General features: G+C 63.1%; 22 protein-coding genes and 1 riboswitch. Of the genes, 12 read left to right on the top strand and 10 right to left on the bottom strand.

The window, feature by feature from the left end:
* Window positions 1–11 precede the first annotated feature (11 nt).
* Window positions 12–521, bottom strand: a complete 510-nt coding sequence (locus OHD62_RS25645) for a tyrosine phosphatase family protein (protein WP_263788460.1) — start codon at window positions 519–521, stop codon at window positions 12–14.
* Window positions 518–1,573 carry a threonine-phosphate decarboxylase CobD gene (gene cobD / locus OHD62_RS25640; protein WP_263788458.1) on the bottom strand — a complete coding sequence of 352 codons (1,056 nt, stop codon included), beginning with the start codon at window positions 1,571–1,573 and terminating at the stop codon, window positions 518–520. Before cobD ends, OHD62_RS25645 begins: the two co-directional genes overlap by 4 nt.
* On the opposite strand from cobD, the gene cbiB reads away from it, so the two are divergent.
* Window positions 1,572–2,543, top strand: a complete 972-nt coding sequence (gene cbiB, locus OHD62_RS25635) for an adenosylcobinamide-phosphate synthase CbiB (protein ID WP_263788456.1) — start codon at window positions 1,572–1,574, stop codon at window positions 2,541–2,543. The genes cobD and cbiB overlap by 2 nt on opposite strands.
* Window positions 2,544–2,904: 361 nt before the next feature.
* Here cbiB and cobO read toward each other — a convergent pair whose 3' ends face one another.
* From cobO to OHD62_RS25610, 5 genes are all read right to left on the bottom strand, one after another.
* Window positions 2,905–3,534, bottom strand: coding sequence for a cob(I)yrinic acid a,c-diamide adenosyltransferase (gene cobO / locus OHD62_RS25630; RefSeq protein ID WP_263788455.1), 630 nt, complete (start codon window positions 3,532–3,534; stop codon window positions 2,905–2,907).
* 1 nt (window position 3,535) lies between these two features.
* On the bottom strand, window positions 3,536–4,057 hold the full coding sequence (cobU, locus tag OHD62_RS25625; RefSeq protein ID WP_263788453.1) for a bifunctional adenosylcobinamide kinase/adenosylcobinamide-phosphate guanylyltransferase: 522 nt from the start codon (window positions 4,055–4,057) through the stop codon (window positions 3,536–3,538).
* Window positions 4,050–4,832, bottom strand: coding sequence for a CbtA family protein (locus OHD62_RS25620; protein WP_263788451.1), 783 nt, complete (start codon window positions 4,830–4,832; stop codon window positions 4,050–4,052). Before OHD62_RS25620 ends, cobU begins: the two co-directional genes overlap by 8 nt.
* A gap of 15 nt (window positions 4,833–4,847) precedes the next feature.
* On the bottom strand, window positions 4,848–5,027 hold the full coding sequence (locus tag OHD62_RS25615; RefSeq protein ID WP_183460518.1) for a CbtB domain-containing protein: 180 nt from the start codon (window positions 5,025–5,027) through the stop codon (window positions 4,848–4,850).
* A gap of 36 nt (window positions 5,028–5,063) precedes the next feature.
* Window positions 5,064–5,259: riboswitch (cobalamin riboswitch) on the bottom strand.
* A gap of 66 nt (window positions 5,260–5,325) precedes the next feature.
* Entirely contained in the window at window positions 5,326–6,018 is a 693-nt protein-coding gene (locus OHD62_RS25610) for a gamma-glutamylcyclotransferase (protein ID WP_263788445.1), read from the bottom strand.
* Between the two features lie 119 nt (window positions 6,019–6,137).
* Between OHD62_RS25610 and OHD62_RS25605 the strand changes: the two genes are divergently transcribed.
* Window positions 6,138–7,319, top strand: coding sequence for an aromatic ring-hydroxylating oxygenase subunit alpha (locus OHD62_RS25605; protein ID WP_263788444.1), 1,182 nt, complete (start codon window positions 6,138–6,140; stop codon window positions 7,317–7,319).
* Between the two features lie 3 nt (window positions 7,320–7,322).
* Here the strand turns inward: OHD62_RS25605 and OHD62_RS25600 are convergent, their stop codons facing one another.
* Window positions 7,323–8,522, bottom strand: a complete 1,200-nt coding sequence (locus tag OHD62_RS25600; protein WP_263788442.1) for an MFS transporter — start codon at window positions 8,520–8,522, stop codon at window positions 7,323–7,325.
* A 254-nt stretch (window positions 8,523–8,776) separates the two neighbouring features.
* Between OHD62_RS25600 and OHD62_RS25595 the strand changes: the two genes are divergently transcribed.
* The gene (locus OHD62_RS25595; protein WP_263788440.1) at window positions 8,777–9,781 is read left to right on the top strand and encodes a DUF1624 domain-containing protein; all 1,005 of its coding nucleotides are present in this window, start codon (window positions 8,777–8,779) and stop codon (window positions 9,779–9,781) included.
* Window positions 9,778–10,254: a methyltransferase family protein gene (locus OHD62_RS25590; protein WP_263788438.1), complete on the top strand. Its 477-nt coding sequence runs from the start codon at window positions 9,778–9,780 to the stop codon at window positions 10,252–10,254. The genes OHD62_RS25595 and OHD62_RS25590 overlap by 4 nt, the downstream gene beginning before the upstream one ends.
* Window positions 10,255–10,269: 15 nt before the next feature.
* Here OHD62_RS25590 and OHD62_RS25585 read toward each other — a convergent pair whose 3' ends face one another.
* Both OHD62_RS25585 and mgtE read right to left on the bottom strand, forming a co-directional pair.
* Window positions 10,270–10,656, bottom strand: a complete 387-nt coding sequence (locus OHD62_RS25585) for a MerR family transcriptional regulator (protein WP_107650335.1) — start codon at window positions 10,654–10,656, stop codon at window positions 10,270–10,272.
* Between the two features lie 146 nt (window positions 10,657–10,802).
* Window positions 10,803–12,233: a magnesium transporter gene (gene mgtE / locus OHD62_RS25580; RefSeq protein WP_263788436.1), complete on the bottom strand. Its 1,431-nt coding sequence runs from the start codon at window positions 12,231–12,233 to the stop codon at window positions 10,803–10,805.
* Between the two features lie 395 nt (window positions 12,234–12,628).
* On the opposite strand from mgtE, the gene OHD62_RS25575 reads away from it, so the two are divergent.
* The 8 genes from OHD62_RS25575 (at window position 12,629) to OHD62_RS25540 (ending at window position 21,137) form a co-directional block, all read left to right on the top strand.
* Window positions 12,629–13,312, top strand: a complete 684-nt coding sequence (locus OHD62_RS25575; RefSeq protein WP_263788434.1) for a LuxR C-terminal-related transcriptional regulator — start codon at window positions 12,629–12,631, stop codon at window positions 13,310–13,312.
* Window positions 13,313–13,447: 135 nt separating this feature from the next.
* A complete protein-coding gene (locus OHD62_RS25570) occupies window positions 13,448–14,638 on the top strand; it encodes an aminotransferase class V-fold PLP-dependent enzyme (RefSeq protein ID WP_263788433.1) in 1,191 nt (396 codons plus the stop codon).
* A gap of 13 nt (window positions 14,639–14,651) precedes the next feature.
* Window positions 14,652–15,608: an HpcH/HpaI aldolase/citrate lyase family protein gene (locus OHD62_RS25565; protein WP_263788431.1), complete on the top strand. Its 957-nt coding sequence runs from the start codon at window positions 14,652–14,654 to the stop codon at window positions 15,606–15,608.
* Between the two features lie 19 nt (window positions 15,609–15,627).
* Window positions 15,628–16,812 (top strand): malate--CoA ligase subunit beta, encoded by a 1,185-nt coding sequence (locus OHD62_RS25560; RefSeq protein ID WP_263788429.1) that lies wholly within the window; start codon window positions 15,628–15,630, stop codon window positions 16,810–16,812.
* A gap of 13 nt (window positions 16,813–16,825) precedes the next feature.
* Window positions 16,826–17,725, top strand: coding sequence for a succinate--CoA ligase subunit alpha (gene sucD, locus OHD62_RS25555; protein ID WP_263788427.1), 900 nt, complete (start codon window positions 16,826–16,828; stop codon window positions 17,723–17,725).
* A 433-nt stretch (window positions 17,726–18,158) separates the two neighbouring features.
* On the top strand, window positions 18,159–19,019 hold the full coding sequence (locus tag OHD62_RS25550) for a MipA/OmpV family protein (protein WP_263788426.1): 861 nt from the start codon (window positions 18,159–18,161) through the stop codon (window positions 19,017–19,019).
* A gap of 25 nt (window positions 19,020–19,044) precedes the next feature.
* Window positions 19,045–19,815 carry a response regulator gene (locus tag OHD62_RS25545; protein ID WP_263788423.1) on the top strand — a complete coding sequence of 257 codons (771 nt, stop codon included), beginning with the start codon at window positions 19,045–19,047 and terminating at the stop codon, window positions 19,813–19,815.
* Window positions 19,812–21,137 carry an ATP-binding protein gene (locus OHD62_RS25540; RefSeq protein ID WP_263788421.1) on the top strand — a complete coding sequence of 442 codons (1,326 nt, stop codon included), beginning with the start codon at window positions 19,812–19,814 and terminating at the stop codon, window positions 21,135–21,137. Before OHD62_RS25545 ends, OHD62_RS25540 begins: the two co-directional genes overlap by 4 nt.
* The last annotated feature ends 76 nt before the right edge of the window (window positions 21,138–21,213 follow it).

Genomic DNA, 21,213 nt, shown 5'->3' with positions numbered 1-21,213 from the left:
AATCCCGGCGGTCAGGCATCGATTCTGAACTCGAAAGGCACGCCCTCGAAAGCGTCCGCGCCGCGCCCGATCGCCGCTATCGCCGCGACCATGCGGCCGTCGCGCTCGAGCAGCGCGTCCGCAACCGCAATCAGCCGTGGATTGGGCGTCGCCGTTGGCGACAGCGCACGCAGCGTGTGAGCCAGTTCGACCTCGGAACGCTTCGGCGCAAGTGCCGCCGCAATAATGTAGGCCGAGGCGGTCGAGCGGCTGATGCCGGCATAGCAATGCACCACCAGCGGCCTTGCACGATCCCACCGGCGCGCGAAATCGAGCAGGCTGCGGACATGCTCCTCGCCTGGCATGGTCATGCCGTCCTGCGCCACGGCAATGTCGTGCATGACGAGGTGCAGATGGTTTTCCCTGGCGATCGAGGCCGGCCGCGTCACCTCGGTGCCGGTGGCCAACAGCGAAAGCAGCCGTTCGGCGCCGGTCTTCGCGACTGTTTCCTCGACCTTCGACAGCGAACAGACATGGATCATCGCTTGATCTCCCTGGCAGCATCGTTGCGCCGCGAAGCCCAGTCGGCAAGAGCCGATTCGAGCCGCCGCCATTCCTCGTCTCCACCCGGCAGCCCGGCGCGCAGCACCTGTGGCCGATCGGAGAAATGCCGAAACAGGACGCCGCGTTCGCCGAGCGCCGAAAACAGGCCGGCAGCGTCCGGCAGTCTGACATAGCGAAACAGCGTGGTGCCGCCAGCGACCGGGACGCCGAAGCGGGAAAACAGCGCATCGAGCCGCGCCGCGTCCTCGGCCAGCCGGCGCCGCATCCCGGCCTGCCAATCCGTGTCGGCCAGCGCGCGGATGCCATATTCGAGCGCCGGGCCGGCAACCGCCCATGGCCCGAATTGCGCTTCCAGCCGTTCGACGGTCAGCGCATCGGTCAATGCAAAGCCAAGCCGCAAGCCGGCGAGACCGAAGAACTTGCCGAAAGAGCGCAGCACGACGATGCCGCCCCGGTCGACGTCGCCCGCAAGGCTTTCCTCATGCGGGCCGACATCCATGAAGGCTTCGTCAACGACCAGCAACGCCCCCTTTGCGCGCAATGTCTCGGCAAGCTGAAGCAGTCTGTCACGCTCGACGACGCGCCCGTCCGGATTGTTGGGATTGACGATGATGGCAAGGTCGGCCCCGGCAAGCGTCTCGAAATCATCGACTTCCGCCGCCGCATGGCCGGCAATCGCGGCGGCTCTGGCGTGTTCGGCATAGGTCGGCCCGAGCACCAGCGCCTTGCCGGGCTTTACCAGCGAAGCGACGCGCGGCAACAGAACCTGCGTGCCGGGCGCCGCCGCCACATTCGCCGCCGAGGGCGCGCCATAGGCGCTCGCCGTGACATCGGCGAGTTCACGCAGACGCGCGGCCTCAGGTAACCGCGACAGGACGGTGGCGGGCAGCTCGAAAAGCGGATAGGAGTGCGGATTGATACCGGTCGAGAGGTCGACGAAAGGCTGCGGCGCCTGGGGAAAGAGCGCCCTCGCCCGGCCAAGGCTTCCGCCATGATCCACCGCTGCCACCGCTCCATCAAGAAGCTTCATGTCGTTCCTGATCGCCTTCCTGTCATTGGCTATTGAATTCGCCCTCGGTTATCCGGATTGGCTGTTGCGTAGCATCGGCCATCCCGTCACCTGGTTCGGCAGGCTGATATCCTTTCTCGATGCCAGGCTCAACCGCGCCACTGATTCCGACGCGCTGCGTCGCCGGCGCGGTGTTCATGCGCTGTTGGTGATCGTGCTGGTACCGGCGGTCATCGCATTGATTCTGGAAATCCTCTTGTGGCAGATTCTTCCTTTCGGTCTGCTCATTGTCGCAGTTCTCGCGACGTCGCTGCTGTCGCAGAAGAGCCTGGCCGAGCATGTCGAGGCGGTGGCCGACGCGCTCGACAATGGCGGGCTGGCCGTCGGTCGTGTCGCGGTTTCGCACATTGTCGGCCGCGATCCCGAAACGCTCGACAGGGCCGGCGTCTGCCGCGCCGCGATCGAAAGCCTGGCCGAGAATTTTTCCGACGGCATTGTCGCGCCCGCCTTCTGGATCGGCGTCGGCGGGCTCCCCGGCGGCGTCGCCTACAAGGCCGCCAATACCGCCGATTCGATGATCGGCCACCGCACCCCGCGCCATGAGGCCTTCGGCCGGGCGGCGGCGCGTTTCGACGATCTGATCAACCTGCCGGCGTCACGGCTGACCGCGCTGCTGATCGTGCTGGCAGCTTTTCTCGTCGAAGGCGCCGATGCGAAAAATGCCTGGCACACCGTACGGCGCGATGCGAAAAAACACCGCTCGCCCAATGCCGGCTGGCCGGAAGCTGCAATGGCCGGCGCACTTGGTCTCGCCCTTGCCGGCCCGCGCTCCTATGGCGGCGTGGTAGTCGAGGATGCCTTCATGGGCGACGGCGGCCGGCGCGATGCCGAGAGCACCGACATCAGGCGGGCGCTGAAACTCTACCGGACGGCCGACTTTCTGCTGATCGCGCTGTTTGGGGTCATCGCGGTGATCGTCCTGGCCGCTTGACGGTTTGAATGAGTCGAAATCCGACTTACCAAGTAACGCGGACTTCCTTTGCGCTTGGATCGGCTGCCTCTCCAAGCCTTTTGATCGCATACCCACCGGCAGCCGCAGGAGAAGATTTCAATACGGGTTCAATCACAGCAAAAAGCCGTTCAGCGTTTGGCCCATACATGTAGAGGATGCATTTGCCCTCGCCAAACTCGTCGCCATCGAACTCACCAACTGAAGCACTCTCGACAACTTGCTCTAGCCCTCCAGCGCGAGAATAGATTCGTGCTCTCGCGACGTTCCAAACTGACCGTCATTGAGAAGAAGATAGATGATTACCGCTTGTTCCACAGATAACGCTCGTACTGCCAAGTGATCAGAATTCTATCCCTTGCTGCGCCTTCACGCCCGCCGAGAAATGGTGCTTGGTCACGCCCATCTCGGTGACCAGGTCGGCCGCCTCGACCAGCGCCGGCTTGGCGTTGCGGCCGGTGATCACGACGTGCAGGCCTTCGCGCCGAGCTTTCAGCGCCGCGACAACCTTGTCGAGGTCGAGATAATCGTAGCGCAGCGCGATGTTCAATTCATCGAGCACCACAAGGCTGATCGATGGATCGGTCATCAGTTCGAGCGCCTTGGCCCAGGCGGCCTCGGCCGCCGCGATGTCGCGCTTCAGATCCTGCGTCTCCCAGGTAAAGCCCTCGCCCATCGTGTGCCATACGACCCGGTCGCCGAAGGCGGTGAAGGCGTCCTTTTCCCCGGTGTGCCACTTGCCCTTGATGAACTGGACGACGCCGATGCGCTTGCCATAGCCGAGCATGCGCAGCGCCAGCCCGAAGGCGGCGGTGGTCTTGCCCTTGCCGGGCCCGGTGTTGACGATTAGCAGACCCTTCTCGATCGTCTTTCCCGCCACCTCGGCGTCCTGCACCGCCTTGCGCTTGGCCATCTTGGCGCGGTGGCGTTCCTCGTCCCGGTCTTCGATGGATTTGCCGTCGATATCGGTCATTTTACTTCACCTTGAGCGGCAGGCCCGCCACCATCAAGAGCACCGTATCGGCGGCTGCGGCGACCTGCTGGTTGAGCCGGCCGGCGGCGTCTCGAAACCGGCGGGCAAGTGCATTGTCGGGCACGATGCCTTGGCCGACCTCGTTGGAGACTACGAACCACGGCCCGCGCGGCCGTGACAGCACATCGGCCAGGTGCCGGGATTCAGCCTCAAAATCATGTTCGGCCAGCATATGGTTGGTCAGCCACAGCGTCAGGCAATCAATCAGGACCGGCCGGTCGTCAGGCAATGCGGCGAGCGCGCCGACAAGATCGAGAGGCGCGTCCACCGTCGTCCAGCCCTCGCCACGCCGCGCGCGGTGCAACGCGATACGCTCGCGCATCTCGTCGTCATAGGCTTGCGCCGTGGCGATATAGGTCCATGGCCCCCGACAGGCTGTCGCCAATGTTTCGGCGTGCGCGCTCTTGCCGGAGCGCGCGCCACCGATGACCAGGGTCAACGCCCCGGCAGCGCGATCAGGCAAAGCTGCCGCGCAGGCTGGTCGCCGTGCCGGTGAAGCGGCCGCGCACCACGCCGACAACGGCGCCGAGCACCAGCCAGAACACTAGGTTGGTGAGCGTCACCGCCACCACGAACTGGTGGTGCAGGCCTTCGGGGATCGGCGTCTCGAAACTGTCAGGCTGCGGCGCGCCGACAACATGCGGCGCCACGATCAAGGCCACGGCCAGGATGGCTAGCGGCAGCGATTTGCGGAAGGCAAGCAGGCCGAGACCGGCCGCGGTTGCCACCGCCGTTGCCGTCCACCAGATCTGGCGCTGGGTGAGATCGGCCGCCGGCATCGCCGGCAATTCGGGCGGCAGGCCGAGGCCTGGCGCCAGCGTGAACACGGCAAAGCCGGCCAGGCCCCAAAACACGCCCTGGCGCCAATTGCCAATGCCGCCGGCGAATTCCGAAACCGCGACCAGGATCAGCGCGAAGCCGATGCCGGTGACGATATTGGCAACCACGTTGAAGGCAAAGCGCTCGAAACCATCGGCCGGCGCCCAGCCTTCATCTTCCGCCGGCGGAGCGGCCGCTTCGGCTGGTGCCGGTGCAGCGCTACTCATGGCATTGGTGTCGGTGGCGTTGGCGGCCGGCGCGGCGGCATGCTCATGCTGGTGGCCGCCGCCGGCCTGTTCATAGACTTCCGCCTTGAGGATCAGCGGCACGGTGGCATAGGCCTGCAGGCAGGCAAGAACGACGCCAGCCACGAGCCCTGCGATCGCCGCGATGAACACGACGTTGCGAAACAGTGTCATGATGTCAATTCCTCGTCAGTGGCAGGGAAACGCCATGGAATGGCGATAGTCGTGGGCGGCATTGTGGACCGCATCGATATGCGAGAAGCCGACAAAGCCCATGACGAAGATGCCGAGCAGCGCGGCAAGCGCCAGCTGCATGAAGCGCGACTGCGAGGAGACGGAAGCGCCGAGGGAGACGGAAGCGGTATTCATAATCTTGTCCTTTCGCCCTCCACCCGAGGGCATCGAAGTCAGTTTCCTGTCGCCGGCAGGTCTCCTGGCTCGCGGATCAGCGCCCTTCCCCACCTTCCCGAAGAAAATCTTCAGTGGCATATGGAGAGGACTACCGCACACAGTTGCGGGGGCAGCCACGGCATCGGACAAAGATTCGCCCTCACCGCATTCCCTCTTGGTTCCAAACGGAACCGACGACAACCGTGACTATAGGCAGAATCGCCGCGCCCGGCAAACCAAATTCCGCCTGTTACCAGCGTGAATGCGCCACCTGATTTCAAGGCTTCGAGGCAGCGATCCGCTCGGCAACCAGCCGTTGCAAACGCCACAGATGGCGGTCGTGAATGCCGCGCTCTTCCAGGTTTTTCACCGTGTTGTAGAGGTAGTCGGCGCCCGATCCCCAATGCCCGCAGGATGTCGCTAGCCTCTCGACCACCGCGTCTTCGTCGAGCCGGCCGGCATATGTGGTACCCCCGCGGTTGATGACGAAGGCCAGCGCCCGCAACGACCCAGCGCTGCTCGCCAGGCTGAGCAGGCGCGGGTGATAGCTGGTCGGCTTCAGCGTCACTTCACGCCTGAAAAGCTTGTCCAACTGTTGCCGCCGGTCACCGTCGGCCAGCCGAAAAGCGACGCCCTTGCACTGTCCGCCACGGTTGAGAGCCATCATCAGGCCGGGGCTATCCTTGGTGCCGCGCCAGCGCGTCATGTTCATGCAGAAGGAGCGGTGCCAGCCGCGCGCTACGGCGACACGTTCCTCGACGTGGTCGATTTCCGGCTTCCAGATCAGCGAGCCGTAACCGAACAGCCACAGCGGTTCGGAGGCTGGGAGCTCAGCCTGCAATTCGTCGAGCATCGCGTCATAGTCGCGGTCATCCAGATGCGCCGCGTCCGGATCGGGACCGGCGTCCTCGATCTCGCGCCAGCAGCGTGCCACCAGTTGGGGTGTGAGTGACATCTGTCGTGCGGTCATGTCCCAATCCCGTTGCTGCCGGGTATGATTAGGCATCACGATCGAAACCGGCAATGCCGTCGCCCCAATTGACAAACGATTTGCCCGGGTGTCGGCTGGCGCATCACAGGAAGCCTGTCATGCAACCCAACCCGAGCGAGCGCGATCCCTATAATGGTTTGACCCGAGCTGAGCCGACGCTGCCCTCATCAGCCTATTGGGACGCGGACGCCTATCAGCGCGATCTCGACGCCATCTGGTACAAGAGCTGGCTGCTCGTCTGCCGCGAGGCCGACCTTGCCCAGCCGCTGGCTTTCAGGACGTTCAGGATCGGCACGCAGGAGATCGTCGTGCTGCGCGACGAGACCGATGCGTTGCGCGCCTTCCACAACACCTGCCGGCATCGCGGCTCGCAGCTCTGCCAGGAGAGCGAGGGGCGGCTGAAGGCGCGGCTCATCACCTGTCCCTATCATGCCTGGTCCTATTCACTGCGCGGCGACCTCGTACGCGTGCCGTCCAAATCGCTGCCCGAAGGTTTCGACAAGGCCGAGCATCCGCTCTACCGCGTGGCGCTTTCAGTGTGGCGCGGCTTTGTCTTCGTCAATCTCGCCGAGAATGCTGGCGGTTCGGCTGAGACATCCTTCGATCCCGCATCCGGCAACCTCGCCAACTGGCCGCTGGAAACGCTGGTATCAGGCCATGCGCTGCGCAAGGTCATGAACTGCAACTGGAAGATCTTCTGGGAGAACTTCAACGAATGCCTGCACTGCCCCGGCGTGCACAAGGATCTGTCGCGGCTGGTGCCGATCTATGGCCGCGGCCTGATGGGCCGGCACGACGATCCGGAATGGGCCCGCCATGCCGACAATGACGCGCCGGAGTTTTCCGGCGGCCTCAGGGCCGGAGCCGAGACGTGGTCGCGCGACGGTCAGGTCCATGGCCCGGTCTTTGCCAATCTGACGGCGGCCGAGCGGGGGGCGGGACAGACCTACGCAACCAGCCTGCCGTCGATGTTCATCGTCGGCCATGTCGACTATGTCAGGACAGTCCGGCTGGTGCCGCTTGGCCCGGAGCAGACCGAACTCACCGCCGAATGGCTTTTTTCGACCGAAGCGCTCGAAGCGCCCTCGACCGATATCGACAACATCGTCGCTTTCGGCAGGCAAGTGCTGGAGGAAGACGCCGCAATCTGCGAGGTCAATCAGAAGGGCTTGCGCTCGGTGCGCCACAAGGCCGGGGTGCTGATGCCCGAGGAGTACGACCTGCACCGCTTCCACAACTGGGTGCGCGCGCGCCATTCCGCGCTTGTGCCCAAGCCATAAGCGTCAGAGCGATTTGGGCAGATAGCGCCACGTGACAAAGCCGCAGGCCGCGGCCAGAATACCGAGGGTGGCGAACACCGAGCCCAGCCCGAAAAACGCCAGCACAACCGAATAAACCAGCGGCGGTGTCAGCTCGGAAAAGTCGAGGTAGGTGCGATAGACCGCCGCCATCTGCGCCCGCTCATAGGAGCGCACCGAACGCATGAAGGCGGTCGAGCCCAGCGCATCCAATGCGATGGCGAAGAACGCGCCGCACAGCAGGAAAGCGCCGGTGAGCAGCGGCACAGATTCGCCGACGGCGCCAGCCGCCAACAATATGGCCGACATGGCGAAATAGGCAAAGGTCATGGTTCGCCGGCCGCCGAAACGCTGTCCCACCCTGCCCCAGAAGATGGCCGTAAACAACAGCGCATTGCCGGCCGAAACCAGCAGGCCGCCGGCAAGCTCGCCCTCGCCCGTGATCACCATAAACAAAGGTCCGTAGACGAAGAACGTCGTCCAGAAGCAGGAACGGCCGAAGGCGATCAGCCAGGCGAGCCTCAGCCTGGGCTGCGCGACGAAGCGGCCGATATTGGCGAGCGGATTGGCCGGCCGCGTCTTGCCCGGGCGGATCGACTGGTTGTCGCCGAGCCGGTAGGTCCAGAACAGCGCCAGCAGGGCCATCGCGAAGATGGCGACGGTGCCATGCGCGGCATAAATGCCGAAACGCGTATAGAGGAAGATGCCGAGTGTCGGCCCGCTGGTCCAGGCGAGCATCGACCACGCCATGCGCAGCGATTCGGCCTGCATGAAATCAGTCTTGCGGATATGGTCCATGATGTAGAGGTTGAGCGTGATCGATAGCGCGCTGGCGCCCATCACCCGGCAAAGCATGCCCGCCAATTGCCCGGCCAGCGTATGCGTGACGAAGAACAGCGAGCCGATGGCAAGCAGGCAGGCACCCGCGGTGTAGACCCAGCGCCGGGCAAAGCGCCGGATCAGCATCGGCATGAACAGCGTCACCGACAGCCCAAGCAAGGACACGATCGTGTAGAGGATCGAGACGACCTGCTCGTTGTGGAGGATTTCATAGGCCTGGATCGGGATGACGCTCGACACGGTGGCGCGCGCGAAGGATTCGACCGCGTAGAGCGAGGCGAAGGTGCGCGCATCCGCCGACCGCAAGGCCGGAAGCCCGATCGGATGGCGCACATGGGTAGCCATTGCCTTCCCCGAAGCAGAATCGCCCAAAGCTGGACGTGGGGGCCAATCTGCCGTGGTAATTCCTGACCCGGTAACAGGAAACCGACGCGTTCACGGCAAAAAGCGAAGCCGGCCAAAGGCTTTCCGGCGCTGGCCTAAAGCGCACCTTGAGACCGCGCCGCTCGAACCGGCACAGAGGTCATGCATGGCTGCCTTCTTTTACCCGGGGCAACCGTGATAGTCGTCTTGGCTTGCTGAATCAGAATTGCGAGACCATGAGCACCCTCACGCTGACCGCACCCGTTCAGGATCAACCGAAGCCGAAGCGGATCGTCGCCATCGACATCGCGCGCGGCATCGCCTTGCTTGCCATGGCGAGCTATCATTTCACCTGGGATCTCGAATTCTTCGGCTACACCGACCCCGGCCTGACCGCCTTCGGCTGGTGGAAGTTCTACGCGCGCTGCATCGCCTCGACCTTCCTGTTCCTGGTTGGCGTCAGCCTCTATCTCGCCCATGGCAAACAGATCCGCTGGCCCGGCTTCTGGAAGCGCTTTGCCATGGTCGCCGGGGCAGCACTTGCCATATCGGTCGCCACCAGGCTCGCCACGCCTGATGGTTTCATCTTCTTCGGCATACTACACGAGATCGCACTGGCCAGCCTGCTCGGCCTGGCGTTCCTGAGATTGCCGGCGCTGCTGACGCTGCTTGTGGCGGCTTTCGTCATCGCCGCGCCCTTCTATCTCAGGTCCGAAATCTTCGACCATCCGGCCCTGTGGTGGGTCGGCCTGTCGGCATCCAATCCGCGCTCCAACGACTATGTTCCGCTGTTTCCCTGGTTCGGCGCCGTGCTTCTGGGCATCGCGGCGGCTAAACTCGGCTCCGCCTCAGGGGTGCTGACACGGCTGGCGAACCTCGTGCCCGGCCGCTGGTCAAATCCACTGGTGTTCATAGGCCGGCACAGCCTCGCCTTCTACCTGATCCATCAGCCGCTGCTGATCGGCTCGGTCTGGCTGTTTTCGCAAATCATGCCCGCCCCCGCTGAAAACAGGGACGTCAGCTTCCTCAAATCCTGCCAGGTATCGTGCGAGCAACAGCGCGACAACGAATTCTGCTCCAACTATTGTGGATGCATGCTGGATACGCTGCGGGGCGAGGCAAAGCTTGATCGGCTCTACAGCGGCGACCAGACCGCCGAATGGAAGTCGCATCTTGCTGACCTGGCGAGCACCTGTACCGCCAGCACCGAAAGCAAGTTGATGGAGGGAGGACAACAATGACCGATAACCTGCCGAAGCCCGGGCACATACCATGGCCGCCGCTGATCTATCTCGCGGCGATCGCCATCAGCGTCGCGCTCGGCCTGCTCTACCCGCTGCCATGGATCGGCGACCTTCTCGGCGACATCCTGTTCGCGGCCGGTCTTGTGGCGCTGTTCGGTGTCGTTGCCCTCTGGTTCACGGCGATCCGCATCATGATCCGGGCGAAGACGACGCTCAACCCGAATGGCGTGCCGGAGCATCTGATCACGTCAGGCCCCTTCGCTATCAGCCGCAACCCGATCTATTTGGCCAACACGCTGCTCATGATCGGCGTCGCCTTCGTATCGGGCATCGCCTGGTTCCTGCCGATGGCATTCATCGCCGCCTTCGCAACGCAGAAGGCCGCGGTCGAAGGCGAGGAGAAAATACTGGCGGCGAAATTCGGCAAGAAGTACCGGGATTACGCGAAAAGGGTCAGGCGCTGGATTTGAGCCACGCGAAGGCCGTCAAGTATTGACGCCGAGTTCCACCAGCCGCTCGACGCAGGATTCCTCGGCCTGGTCCAGCTCGGCCAGCGTCTCCTCGAGGTCACGGCGCTTCTGCCGGAGATCCTCGCGCTTCTCCTCGATGCGCTTGATCATCAGCTTGAGCTGGCCGACCTCGCCGGGCGGCTCCTTGTACATCTGGATGATTTCGCGGATTTCGTTGATCGAGAAGCCGAGCCTCTTGCCGCGCATGATCTGGCGGATGAGATGCCTATCGGATGGACGGAACAGCCGCGTGCGGCCGCGTCTTATCGGCTGCACCAGCCCCTCGTCCTCGTAGAAACGCAATGTCCGCGTCGACACGTCGAATTCACGGGTCAGTTCGGTGATCGAATAATACTCCCGCATCGTCACTCCAAATGCCTGGACTGGCGGGTTGCCGATCATGCGGCGATGCCCTTCATCCCCAAGAAAGGGCTCCCCCGTGCCGGAATCGACCGGTAGCTCCCCGCCGAAGCCTCGCACGCCACTTACGTAAAAGTCAATTGAATGCCTTATCCGGTTCCCGCGCCCAGATGCAGCCACCAGGTGGCAAGGCCAAGGAAGGCAAGAAAACCGATTACGTCGGTAATCATCGTCGTGAAGATCGATGACGAAATAGCCGGATCGGCGCCGAGCTTGTCGAGGAACAACGGAATCAGGATGCCTCCGAGCGCCGCGGCCAGCATGTTGACGATCATCGCCGCGGCAATGACCAAACCAAGATCGGGATTGTGAAACCAGAAGCCGGCGACCAGCCCGAGGATGGTCGCAATGACCATGCCGTTCAGCATGCCGACCATAACCTCGCGGCGAATGACGCGGCCGGCATTGTAGATATCGAGGTCGCGCGTGGCGAGCGCGCGCACGGTCACCGTCATCGTCTGTGTGCCGGCATTGCCGCCCAGCGAGGCGACGATCGGCATCAACGCGGCAAGTGCCACCATTTCCTCGATCGTCGCACCGAACATACTGATCACCGAGGCCGAGATGAAGGCCGTGCCGAGATTGACCAGCAGCCACGGCACACGCGAGCGTGAGGTCGCCGCAACCGTGTCGGAGAGTTCTTCGTCGCCGACGCCGCCCATGCGCAAGAGATCCTCCTCAGCCTCCTGCTGGATGACGTCGACCACATCGTCGATAGTCAGCACGCCGACCAGGCGCTCGTTCTCATCGACGACCGCGGCCGACAAAAGGTCATACTGCTCGAATTCCCGCGCGGCCTCTTCCTGGTCCATGGTCGCCGGAATGGCGTGTCGCGTCTCATGCATGACCTCTTCGACCTTGACCGAGCGCTTGGTGCGCAGGATCTGGTCGAGATCGATGGCGCCAAGCAGCTTGAAGCTCGGATCGATGACGAAGATCTGGCTGAAGCGATCGGGAAGGTTCTGGTCCTCACGCATATAGTCGATGGTCTGGCCGATGGTCCAGAATGGCGGCACCGCGACGAACTCCGTCTGCATGCGGCGGCCGGCGGTCTCTTCGGGATAATCGAGAGAGCGGCGCAGCCTGATCCGCTCGGTGAACGGCAGTTGCGACAGGATCTCGTCCTGGTCTTCCTTCTCGAGATCCTCGAGAATGTAGACGGCATCGTCGGAATCGAGTTCCTGCACCGCCTGGGCGATCTGCGCGTTGGGCAGATTGTCGACGATCTCCATGCGGATCGCCTCGTCGACCTCGGTCAGCGCCGAGAAGTCGAAGTCGGCGCCCAAGAGTTCGACCAGCGCGCGGCGTTGGTCGGGATGCAGCGCCTCGAGCAGGTCGCCCAGTTCCGATTGGTGCAGGTCGTTGACTTCGCGCTTCAGGGTCAGCGTGTCGCGATCGGCGATGGCGGCGCCGATCTGGGCCAGAAACGACGACAGGACGGCGCCGTCCTCGCCGTAGATATCGGCGTGAGGCTCCTCATGCGGCCTGGCGCCGGTCGTCTGATTGTCCTGGCCTTCCACCAGCGCCTCCCGCCGTCAGGATTCCGGAAAAGCTAGAGTTCAGGTCTAGAGCATCGAACCCAAAGGGGAAACCGGTTTTGGGAGAATCCGATGCCCAATCGAGAGATAGCGCGACAGCACCATTCGATTTACGAACCTGTCGCCCTAACGCACGGTAATATCAAACGAAAATACGCCTTTCCTCCCCGACCAAATCCGCCAGGAGACGACCGCATCCGCCAGGTGCCCGGAATGCCGATTCCGGCGAAATGGCATATGGGCCGGACTGCAGGCCGCGCGACAGCGCATGTCGCTGGGGAAAGAGCACCCCTGCGCGGTTGGGGCAGAATTGTCATGATGCAGCCCAGGAAACGGCCGGAACCGCCCATGCCCGCAACCAGAACAACCGGAAGCCCTTGAAGATCAGGTCGCAGACAACGAACAAGGCAATTGGCGAGCGGCGCGTTCGCGTGGTCGTCGCCGAACGCAATCCGCTTGTTGTCTCGGCGCTGCGCGAAATGCTGGACTGCGACGGGCGCTTCGAGCTTTTGACGTCCGTACAAAGCGGCAAGCGTTTCCTGGAGCTGGCAACGGAACAAAAGTTCGACGTCGCCCTCATCGGCTGGAAGCTCGCTGACATGGACGGCGCCGACGTTCTGGCCGAGGTCCAAAGCCGCGGGCTCGAGGTCCGCATCACCGTGTTTTCCAACGACCACGACATTGGCATCCTGAAACAATGCGTGCGCCTCGGGGCGCAAGGCTACTGCTTCCAGTTCGACGACCCGCCGATCATCTTCGAGACGATCCTGGCCGTCGCGCACGGTCGTATCTGTATCCCCTATATCGACATCAACAAGGTCAACGACACGCCTTTGTCGCAGCTCACGGTCCGCGAGCGCGAGCTGCTGGCAGTGCTTTCCGACGGCTGGACCAATTTGCAGATCGCCACAAGGACGGGCATCTCCGAGAACACGGTGAAATACCATCTCAAGAATCTCTACGACAAGCTGGACGTCCGCAACCGGGCAATGGCCGTCGCCCTTTATTCAAGCGAGAAGCAGCGTAGCCAGAAGCACCTTTCGGGTAGGGTGACAGGGTAGGACGAGCGGGTAGGCCAAACGGGTAGGCCGAGCCCACCCGCGCGCGGCGAGATCTTACCCGCCAAGGTGTTGTTGCCATTCACCATCGAAACGAAACTCCCCACCACCGTTTGCTGGATCAGGAGGAGTTCGCGCATGGCCGGTTTCACCCATCTTTTCATTCCGGGGCCGACCAACATCCCCGAGCAGGTCCGGCAGGCGATGAACCTCCCGATGGAGGACATGCGCGCCGGATCCTTCCCCGATCTCACCCTGCCGCTGTTCGAGGACATCAAAAAGGTATTCAAGAACGAGACCGGCCGCGTCTTCATCTACCCGTCCTCCGGCACCGGTGCCTGGGAAGCGGCAATGACCAATGTGCTCAGCCCCGGCGACCGCGTGCTGATGTCGCGCTTCGGCCAGTTCTCGCATCTATGGGTCGACATGGCCGAGCGCCTCGGCTTCAAGGTCGACGTGATCGACTGTGAATGGGGCACTGGCGTGCCGCTTGAGCTCTACGCGGAAAGGCTGAAGGCGGATAAGGCGCACCGCATCAAGGCGGTCTTCTGCACGCAGAACGAGACGGCGACGGGTGTGACCAGCGACGTCGCCGGCTGCCGCGCCGTGCTGGACGACGCAAGCCACCCTGCCCTGCTCTTCGTCGACGGCGTGTCGTCGATCGGCTCGATCGATTTCCGCCAGGAGGAATGGGGCATCGACTGCGCCGTCAGCGGCTCGCAGAAGGGTTTTATGCTGCCCGCCGGCCTCGGCTTCCTGTCGGTCAGCAAGAAGGCGCTGGTGGCTTCGAGGAGCGCGACCCACCGGCGCTGCTTCTTCTCCTTCGAGGACATGATCCGCGCCAACGATGCCGGATATTTCCCCTATACGCCGGCCACGCAGCTCCTGCGTGGGCTCCGCGCCTCGCTCGACCTGATCGAGGACGAAGGGCTGGACAACATCTTCGCCCGTCACCATCGGCTGGCTGAGGGCGTGCGCAAGGCAGTCGAAGCCTGGGGTCTGAAGCTCTGCGCCAAAGCGCCGAAATGGCATTCCGATACGGTGAGCGCCATCCTGGTGCCCGAAGGCATCGACAGCGGCGACGTCGTCAAGCGCGCCTACCAGACGTACCGGACCTCGCTCGGCGGCGGCCTCAACAAGGTGTTCGGCAAGGTATTCCGCATCGGCCATCTCGGCTGGCTGAACGAGGTGATGGTGCTGGCCTCGCTGTCGGCCGCTGAAATGGCGCTGCTCGACTGCGGCGTGCGGCTGGCGCCGGGCTCTGGCGTCGGTGCCGCCATCCAGCACTTCCGCGCCTCGGCCGAGCTGCCGGTCGCCGAAGCGGCGTGAGAGGGAGCCGACGATGAGCCACACCATCAACCACCTGAAAAAACTCCGCCTGCAGCGCAGCGAGCTGGCGGTTCCGGGCTCCAGCCCAGAGATGATCGACAAGGCGGCGAACAGCGCCGCCGACTTCGTCTTCCTCGACATCGAGGACGCGGTCGCACCGCCGGACAAGGAACGCGCCCGCAAGAACATCATTCAGGCGCTCAACGACATCGACTGGCGCGCCAAGGGCAAGACGGTCTCGGTGCGCATCAACGGCCTCGATACCCATTACATGTATCGCGACGTGGTCGACGTGATGGAACAGGCGGGAGACCGGCTGGACACGATCCTGGTGCCGAAAGTGGGCGTGCCGGCCGACCTCTATATGGTCGAGGCCATGGTCAACCAGATCGAGATGGCCAAGGGTTTTAAGACCCGCGTCGGTCTCGAAGCGCTGATCGAGACAGCGCTTGGCATGGCCAATGTCGAGGCCATTGCCGCCAGCCCGGGCCGGCTGGAAGCGATGCATTTCGGCGTCGCCGACTATGCCGCAAGCTGCAAGGCGCGCACCGTCAATATCGGCGGCCTCAACCCCGACTATCCCGGCGACCAGTGGCATTTCGCGCTGTCGCGGCTGACCGTTGCCTGCAGGGCTTACGGCCTGCGCGCCATCGACGGACCGTTCGGCGATTTCTCCGATCCGGAGGGCTACATCGCCGGAGCAAAACGTGCCGCCGCACTCGGCATCGAAGGCAAATGGGCGATCCACCCCTCGCAGGTCGAACTTGCCAACAGCGTCTTCTCGCCGCCGGAAAAGGAAGTCGCCCGCGCCAGGCGCATCCTCGAAGTGCTCAAGGAGGCGGAGGCGCTCGGCAAGGGAGCGGCGGCACTTGACGGCAAGATGATCGACGCGGCGTCGGAGCGCATGGCGCGCAACGTGCTGGTGGTCAACGAGGCGATCGAACGCGCCGGCCAGGCTGCGACGCACTGAGAATTACCGGGAGGACAAAATGGACATCCACGAATATCAGGCCAAGGAACTGCTCGCCCGTCACGGCGTGCATGTGCCGCGCGGCGGGCTTGCCTACAGCCCCGAACAGGCGACCTACCGGGCGCGCGAGATCGGCGGCGGCAAATGGGTGCTGAAGGCGCAGGTTCATTCCGGCGCCCGCGGCAAGGCCGGCGGCATCAAGCTCTGCGCCAATGACGAGGAGATCTCCAACGCGGCGGAAGCCATGCTCGGACGCAAGCTGGTGACCCAGCAGACCGGCCCGCGCGGCAAGTTGATCTCGCGGCTCTACCTCGAGGAAGCCGTCGACATCGCCCAGGAGCTCTATGTCGGCTTCGTGCTCGACCGCAAGGAAGAGCGCGTCATGATCGTGGCGTCGGCAGCCGGCGGCATGGAAATCGAGGACATCGTCGAGAAAGCTTCCGATTCCATCATCCGTACCACGGTCGATCCCGGTGTCGGCATGCAGCGCTTCCAGGCACGCGAGATCGCCTTCGGGCTCGGCCTCGACCAGAACCTGATCGGCAAGGCGACCGAAACCATCTTCAGCTGCTACCAGGTGTTCCGCGACTATGACGCCTCCATGTTGGAGATCAATCCGCTGGTGGTGACCCGCGACGGCAACCTCGTCGCGCTCGACGCCAAGATGTCGTTCGACGAGAACGCGCTGTTCAGGCGGCCGGAAATCTCCGAGCTGCGCGACAAGAGCCAGGAAGACCCGCGCGAAACCTTCGCCAGCGACCGCGGCCTCTCCTATGTCGGCCTCGACGGCAATATCGGCTGCATCATCAATGGCGCAGGCCTGGCCATGGCGACGATGGACATGATCAAGATCGCCGGCGGCGAGCCGGCCAATTTCCTCGACATAGGCGGCGGCGCCTCGCCCGAGCGGGTGGCGAAATCGTTCCGCGCCGTGCTCGGCGACAAGAATGTCGAGACCATCCTGGTGAACATCTTTGCCGGCATCAATCGCTGCGACTGGGTCGCCGAGGGCGTCGTCAAGGCGATGCGCGAGGTCGGCGTCAACGTACCACTGGTGGTGCGGCTCGCCGGCACCAAGGTCGAGGAAGGACGCCGCATCCTGGCCGATTCCGGCGAGAAGGTGATCGTCGCCGACACGCTTGCCGAAGCCGCCGAAAAAGCCGTCGCCGCATGGCGCGCGGCCACCAAGAAAAAAGCAGCCTGAGGGAGGTCGAAACATGGCAATCCTGCTCAACCGCAGCACGCGGGTCATCGTCCAGGGTTTTACCGGCAAGATCGGCAGCTTCCATGCCGAGGACATGAAGCGCTACGGCACCAAGCTCGTCGGCGGCGTGACGCCCGGCAAGGGCGGGCAGACGCATCTCGGCCTGCCGATCTTCAACACCGTCAAGGGCGCGGTGCGCGAGACCCGCGCCGAGGCCAGCATCGTCTTCGTGCCGCCGCCCTTTGCCGCCGATTCCATCATGGAAGCGGCGGATGCCGGCATAAAGCTTTGCGTCTGCATCACCGACGGCATCCCTTCGCAGGACATGATGCAGGTCAAGCGCTACATGCTTCGCTATCGCTTCGAGGACCGCATGCGGCTGATCGGGCCGAACTGCGCCGGCGTCATCACGCCCGGCCAGGCGCTGATGGGCATCATGCCGGGCAACATCTATCTGCCCGGTCGCGTCGGCATCGTCGGCCGCTCCGGCACGCTCGGCTATGAGGCCGCCTCGCAGATGAAGGCGCTCGGCATCGGCGTTTCGACCAGCGTCGGCATCGGCGGCGATCCGATCAACGGCTCCTCCTTCAAGGACATGCTTAAGCTGTTCGAGCAGGACGACGACACCGACGCCGTGGTGATGATCGGCGAGATCGGCGGACCGCAGGAAGCCGAAGCCGCGATCTGGGCGCGCAACAATATGCGCAAGCCGCTGATCGCCTACATTGCCGGGCTTTCCGCGCCAAAGGGCCGCCGCATGGGCCATGCCGGCGCCATCATCTCGGCCTTTGGCGAGTCGGCGCAGGAGAAGGTCGAAATCCTGAAAGAGGCCGGCGTCGTCATCGTGCCGACGCCCTCGTCCTTCGGCGAGGTCGTGGCCGACACGCTGGCACGGACGAAGAAGGCCGCGTAGTCCCCGAGGTCAGGCGGGGCCAAGGGCGACCGCAAAAGCGAAAACGGCGGCGCGCCCTGCGTGGTGCACGTCTCAAGACGCTGCGCGCACGGCTTGGCAATGCGGCGGCCAGGGTGCCGGGCAGGCGCCTGCCCGGTTTCATCGTGCGTCTGATGCTGCCATTCAGGCCGCACCTGCGAACGCTGGCGCCATTGATCGGGCGGAGATTCGAACTTTCGTCCGGGAAGGCGCGCCGGGTGCTCGGCTTTGCGCCATGCTCCGGCCAAGTAACCATCGTCGATTGCGCTCAAAGCCTGCTGGAAGATCGGCGAGAGGCACCAAGATAATACCACGATTGCGCAACAAAACTTAACACCACTTAACGCATGCCGCCGCTTTCATCTGAAATGGTGAGAGCATCGGGGGCTTATGGCCTCGCTATACTGGAGCGCGCATGTTTGCCAAAATGGACTCTGGAATATTTGCTGGCCGGGCATCTCTTGCAGCGATGGCCATCCTGTTTTCAACGCATCCGGGAATAGCCCTTGCCGCCGATGCCATTGCGGTGAATTCGGACGATTTCACCCTGCCGCCGCCCGAACCTTCCCGTTTCGCTCGCTTCGAGCAAAAACTGTCCGACTGGCATGTCGTCTTGGGCGGCGGTGCGATCATCGTCCCGGAATATGAGGGCAGCGACAAGTTCAAGATCATGCCGGTGCCCTTTGTCACGGCGACATTCCTCGACGTGGTGACGATCGACCCGACAGGCGCCAACATCGCCGTCTATAAGCAAGGCCGGTTCGAATTCAGCGCGCGGCTTGGTTATGAAATGGGCCGCAAGGAAGACGATTCCGATCGCCTGCATGGGTTGGGGGACGTCGATATGGGCGCGACCGTCGGCGGGAAGGCCGCAGTGAATTTCGGCCCGGCCGAAATCTTCGCGCAATTGGACAAGACCATCGGCGGCAGCGACGGCATGGTGGGCAGGATTGGGGTCGAGGTCAACCAGCCCTTGTCGCAATCATTGATGATCGGTGCCAGCGCTTCCGCCGAGTTCGCCGACGAAAATCATATGCAGGCGTATTTCGGCGTCACGCCGGAACAATCGGCTCGCTCTGGGCTGGCGCGCTACGATGCCGGCGCCGGGTTGAAGCGCGCCGATTTTTCGATCTCCGCCACATATATGCTCAACCAGAACTGGATGGTGCGCGGCGAAGCGGGGGTCGGCTTTCTCGTGGGTGACGCCGCGGACAGCCCGATCGTCGTCGAAAAAGTGCAGCCCTCAGGAATGCTTCTCGTCGGATATCGGTTCTGACGCCCGCACAGGTACCGGTCAGGCAATGGCAAATGTCGCACGGCAAAGACACCAGGGCGAGCTGGCCGCCGAATCCAAATCGGCAAGGCAAGGTGCGCGTATCCTCATCGTCGAAGACGATGCCGAGATCGCGCGCATGCTGGGCGAGACGCTCACCGAAAACGGCATGATTGTGCAAATAGCCGAGAATGGCGTTCGGATGAATGCCGCGCTTCGCAGCCAGAAATTCGATCTCATCGTGCTCGATGTCATGCTGCCTGGCGAAAACGGCCTCAACATCTGCCGCCGTCTTCGCGCGGAAACGAATATTCCGATCCTGATGCTGACCGCGCTTGGCGAGGAAATCGACCGTGTCTTTGGGCTGGAGATCGGCGCGGACGATTACGTGACGAAACCGTTCAGTGCGCGCGAACTGACGGCCAGGATACGGGCGCTGCTACGCCGCACCGTCTACGCTCCCGACGAGCGCGATTGGTCGAGGGTGCTTCTCTTCAATGGCTGGCGCCTCGACCCCATCCGTCGGCAATTGCATGATCCGAGCAATGCGCGGGTTTCGACCACGACGCATGAATTCGACCTGCTGCTCGCGTTCTGCCGCAACGCCGGCCGGGTTCTGTCGCGCGAGGAGCTTCTCGGCGTCACTCATGCCGGGCTCGCCGGGCCGATCGAGCGAAGCGTCGACGTCCATGTCAGCCGCATCCGCCAGAAGATCGAAAAGGATGCGCGCGATCCAGTGCTTCTCAGGACTGTTCGGCTGGGCGGCTACATCTTCACCGCGACAGTGGAGGAAGCATGAGGAATTTCGTCCGCCGCAGCCTGCCGCAGTCAGTGCGCGGGCAGCTCACGGCGATCATTCTCGTCGCGGTGTTTGTGATCCTGTCCACCGGATCGGTCATCGAAAGTTTTACAAGGAATATCGACTTGCCGGTCATCGACGACAGCGTCGTACGCGCCAGCGTGATTGCCGGCCTGTTGCGCGAAGCACCAGCGACAGCGCGTAACGAGATCCTCGCAGCGACGGCTCGTGCGGGCCTGGATTTCAAAATACTTTCGAAGGAAAAGACCGACAATATTCCATACTCTTATGTGCAGTGGCGAAACATCGAATGGCTTCTCGGGGTCGAAGACAGGCCGATTGACGGGCGATGGCTGACCATTGATGGTCAATCCGCGTTTGTCATCGGCCTGGATCAGCAGACCATCCTGGCTCATTTCGGAGTACCCGACACCTTGCTGACGTCAGACCTCGTCCGCTCCTTATTCTACAAGTTTATGGCCTTCATCGCCTTGCCAACCCTGATCTGGCTCTTTGCGGTATGGACCGTGACGGACCCGTTGAAGCGCATCTCGACAGCTGTCGGTTCGGCCGAGATCGAGAATGGCGACGAGCTTTTCGTCGAACGCGGCTCCATCGAGATGGTCGGCCTGGCGCGCGCATTGAACCGGATGAGGACACGTATCCGGGCGATGATCGAAAACCGCACGCGCATGCTGCGCAGCGTCAGCCACGATCTGCGCACGCCTTTGACGCGGCTGCGGCTTCGCACCGAGCGCATGGAGGACAACGCCACCCGCACTGCGATGCTGTCCGACATTCAGCACATCGAAGATCTGATCAACGAGACATTGACCTATCTGCGCAACGACGTTTCGACGGAGAAGTTGCAACGCGCCGACATTGCCAGCGTGCTGCAAACCGTCTGTGCCGAATTCTCCGATGTCGGGTTTTCGGTCTCGTATTCCGGACCGGACCGGCTTCTCGGCTGGTGCAAGCCCAATGCGCTGGCGCGTGCGATCACCAATCTCTGCGACAATGGGGTCAAATTCGCCAGCCATGTCACCGTCGCATTGACGCAGACCGACACAGTGGCGCGCATAGCGGTCGGCGACGATGGGCCGGGGATTCCAGTGGCGGCGCGCACCGATGTCTTCGAACCCTTCTTCAAGGAGGACACCTCACGCGGCATTGCGTCAAAGCATGGCTTCGGTCTTGGCCTCTCGATCGTTGCGGACATCATCCAGGGTCACGGCGGCAAGATCGAATTGCAGGACAACCGACCAAGTGGGCTCGTCGTTACCGTCGATCTGCCGAATGGACCAGGTGTCCAACAGTCATAAGACGGCTCACACAGCGCCTTCGTCTGACGAGCGCCATCGCGCGAGAATGGCCGAAACGCTGGCGCGGACAAAGAAG

The organism is Mesorhizobium sp. YC-39 (assembly GCF_025753795.1).
GTDB lineage: Bacteria > Pseudomonadota > Alphaproteobacteria > Rhizobiales > Rhizobiaceae > Mesorhizobium.
Note: the sequence above shows the minus strand (reverse complement) of the source record. Positions and strands in the feature narration are given on the sequence as shown.

Excerpts from the sequence above, each read along its gene's own strand:
- OHD62_RS25645 (WP_263788460.1), bottom strand. The coding sequence starts at position 521 with ATGATCCATGTCTGTTCGCTGTCGAAGGTCGAGGAAACAGTCGCGAAG.
- cbiB (WP_263788456.1), top strand. The coding sequence starts at position 1,572 with ATGTCGTTCCTGATCGCCTTCCTGTCATTGGCTATTGAATTCGCCCTC.
- cobD (WP_263788458.1), bottom strand. The coding sequence starts at position 1,573 with ATGAAGCTTCTTGATGGAGCGGTGGCAGCGGTGGATCATGGCGGAAGC.
- cobO (WP_263788455.1), bottom strand. The coding sequence starts at position 3,534 with ATGACCGATATCGACGGCAAATCCATCGAAGACCGGGACGAGGAACGC.
- OHD62_RS25620 (WP_263788451.1), bottom strand. The coding sequence starts at position 4,832 with ATGACACTGTTTCGCAACGTCGTGTTCATCGCGGCGATCGCAGGGCTC.
- OHD62_RS25615 (WP_183460518.1), bottom strand. The coding sequence starts at position 5,027 with ATGAATACCGCTTCCGTCTCCCTCGGCGCTTCCGTCTCCTCGCAGTCG.
- OHD62_RS25610 (WP_263788445.1), bottom strand. The coding sequence starts at position 6,018 with ATGACCGCACGACAGATGTCACTCACACCCCAACTGGTGGCACGCTGC.
- OHD62_RS25605 (WP_263788444.1), top strand. The coding sequence starts at position 6,138 with ATGCAACCCAACCCGAGCGAGCGCGATCCCTATAATGGTTTGACCCGA.
- OHD62_RS25600 (WP_263788442.1), bottom strand. The coding sequence starts at position 8,522 with ATGGCTACCCATGTGCGCCATCCGATCGGGCTTCCGGCCTTGCGGTCG.
- OHD62_RS25595 (WP_263788440.1), top strand. The coding sequence starts at position 8,777 with ATGAGCACCCTCACGCTGACCGCACCCGTTCAGGATCAACCGAAGCCG.
- OHD62_RS25590 (WP_263788438.1), top strand. The coding sequence starts at position 9,778 with ATGACCGATAACCTGCCGAAGCCCGGGCACATACCATGGCCGCCGCTG.
- OHD62_RS25585 (WP_107650335.1), bottom strand. The coding sequence starts at position 10,656 with ATGCGGGAGTATTATTCGATCACCGAACTGACCCGTGAATTCGACGTG.
- OHD62_RS25570 (WP_263788433.1), top strand. The coding sequence starts at position 13,448 with ATGGCCGGTTTCACCCATCTTTTCATTCCGGGGCCGACCAACATCCCC.
- OHD62_RS25565 (WP_263788431.1), top strand. The coding sequence starts at position 14,652 with ATGAGCCACACCATCAACCACCTGAAAAAACTCCGCCTGCAGCGCAGC.
- OHD62_RS25560 (WP_263788429.1), top strand. The coding sequence starts at position 15,628 with ATGGACATCCACGAATATCAGGCCAAGGAACTGCTCGCCCGTCACGGC.
- sucD (WP_263788427.1), top strand. The coding sequence starts at position 16,826 with ATGGCAATCCTGCTCAACCGCAGCACGCGGGTCATCGTCCAGGGTTTT.
- OHD62_RS25550 (WP_263788426.1), top strand. The coding sequence starts at position 18,159 with ATGTTTGCCAAAATGGACTCTGGAATATTTGCTGGCCGGGCATCTCTT.
- OHD62_RS25545 (WP_263788423.1), top strand. The coding sequence starts at position 19,045 with ATGGCAAATGTCGCACGGCAAAGACACCAGGGCGAGCTGGCCGCCGAA.
- OHD62_RS25540 (WP_263788421.1), top strand. The coding sequence starts at position 19,812 with ATGAGGAATTTCGTCCGCCGCAGCCTGCCGCAGTCAGTGCGCGGGCAG.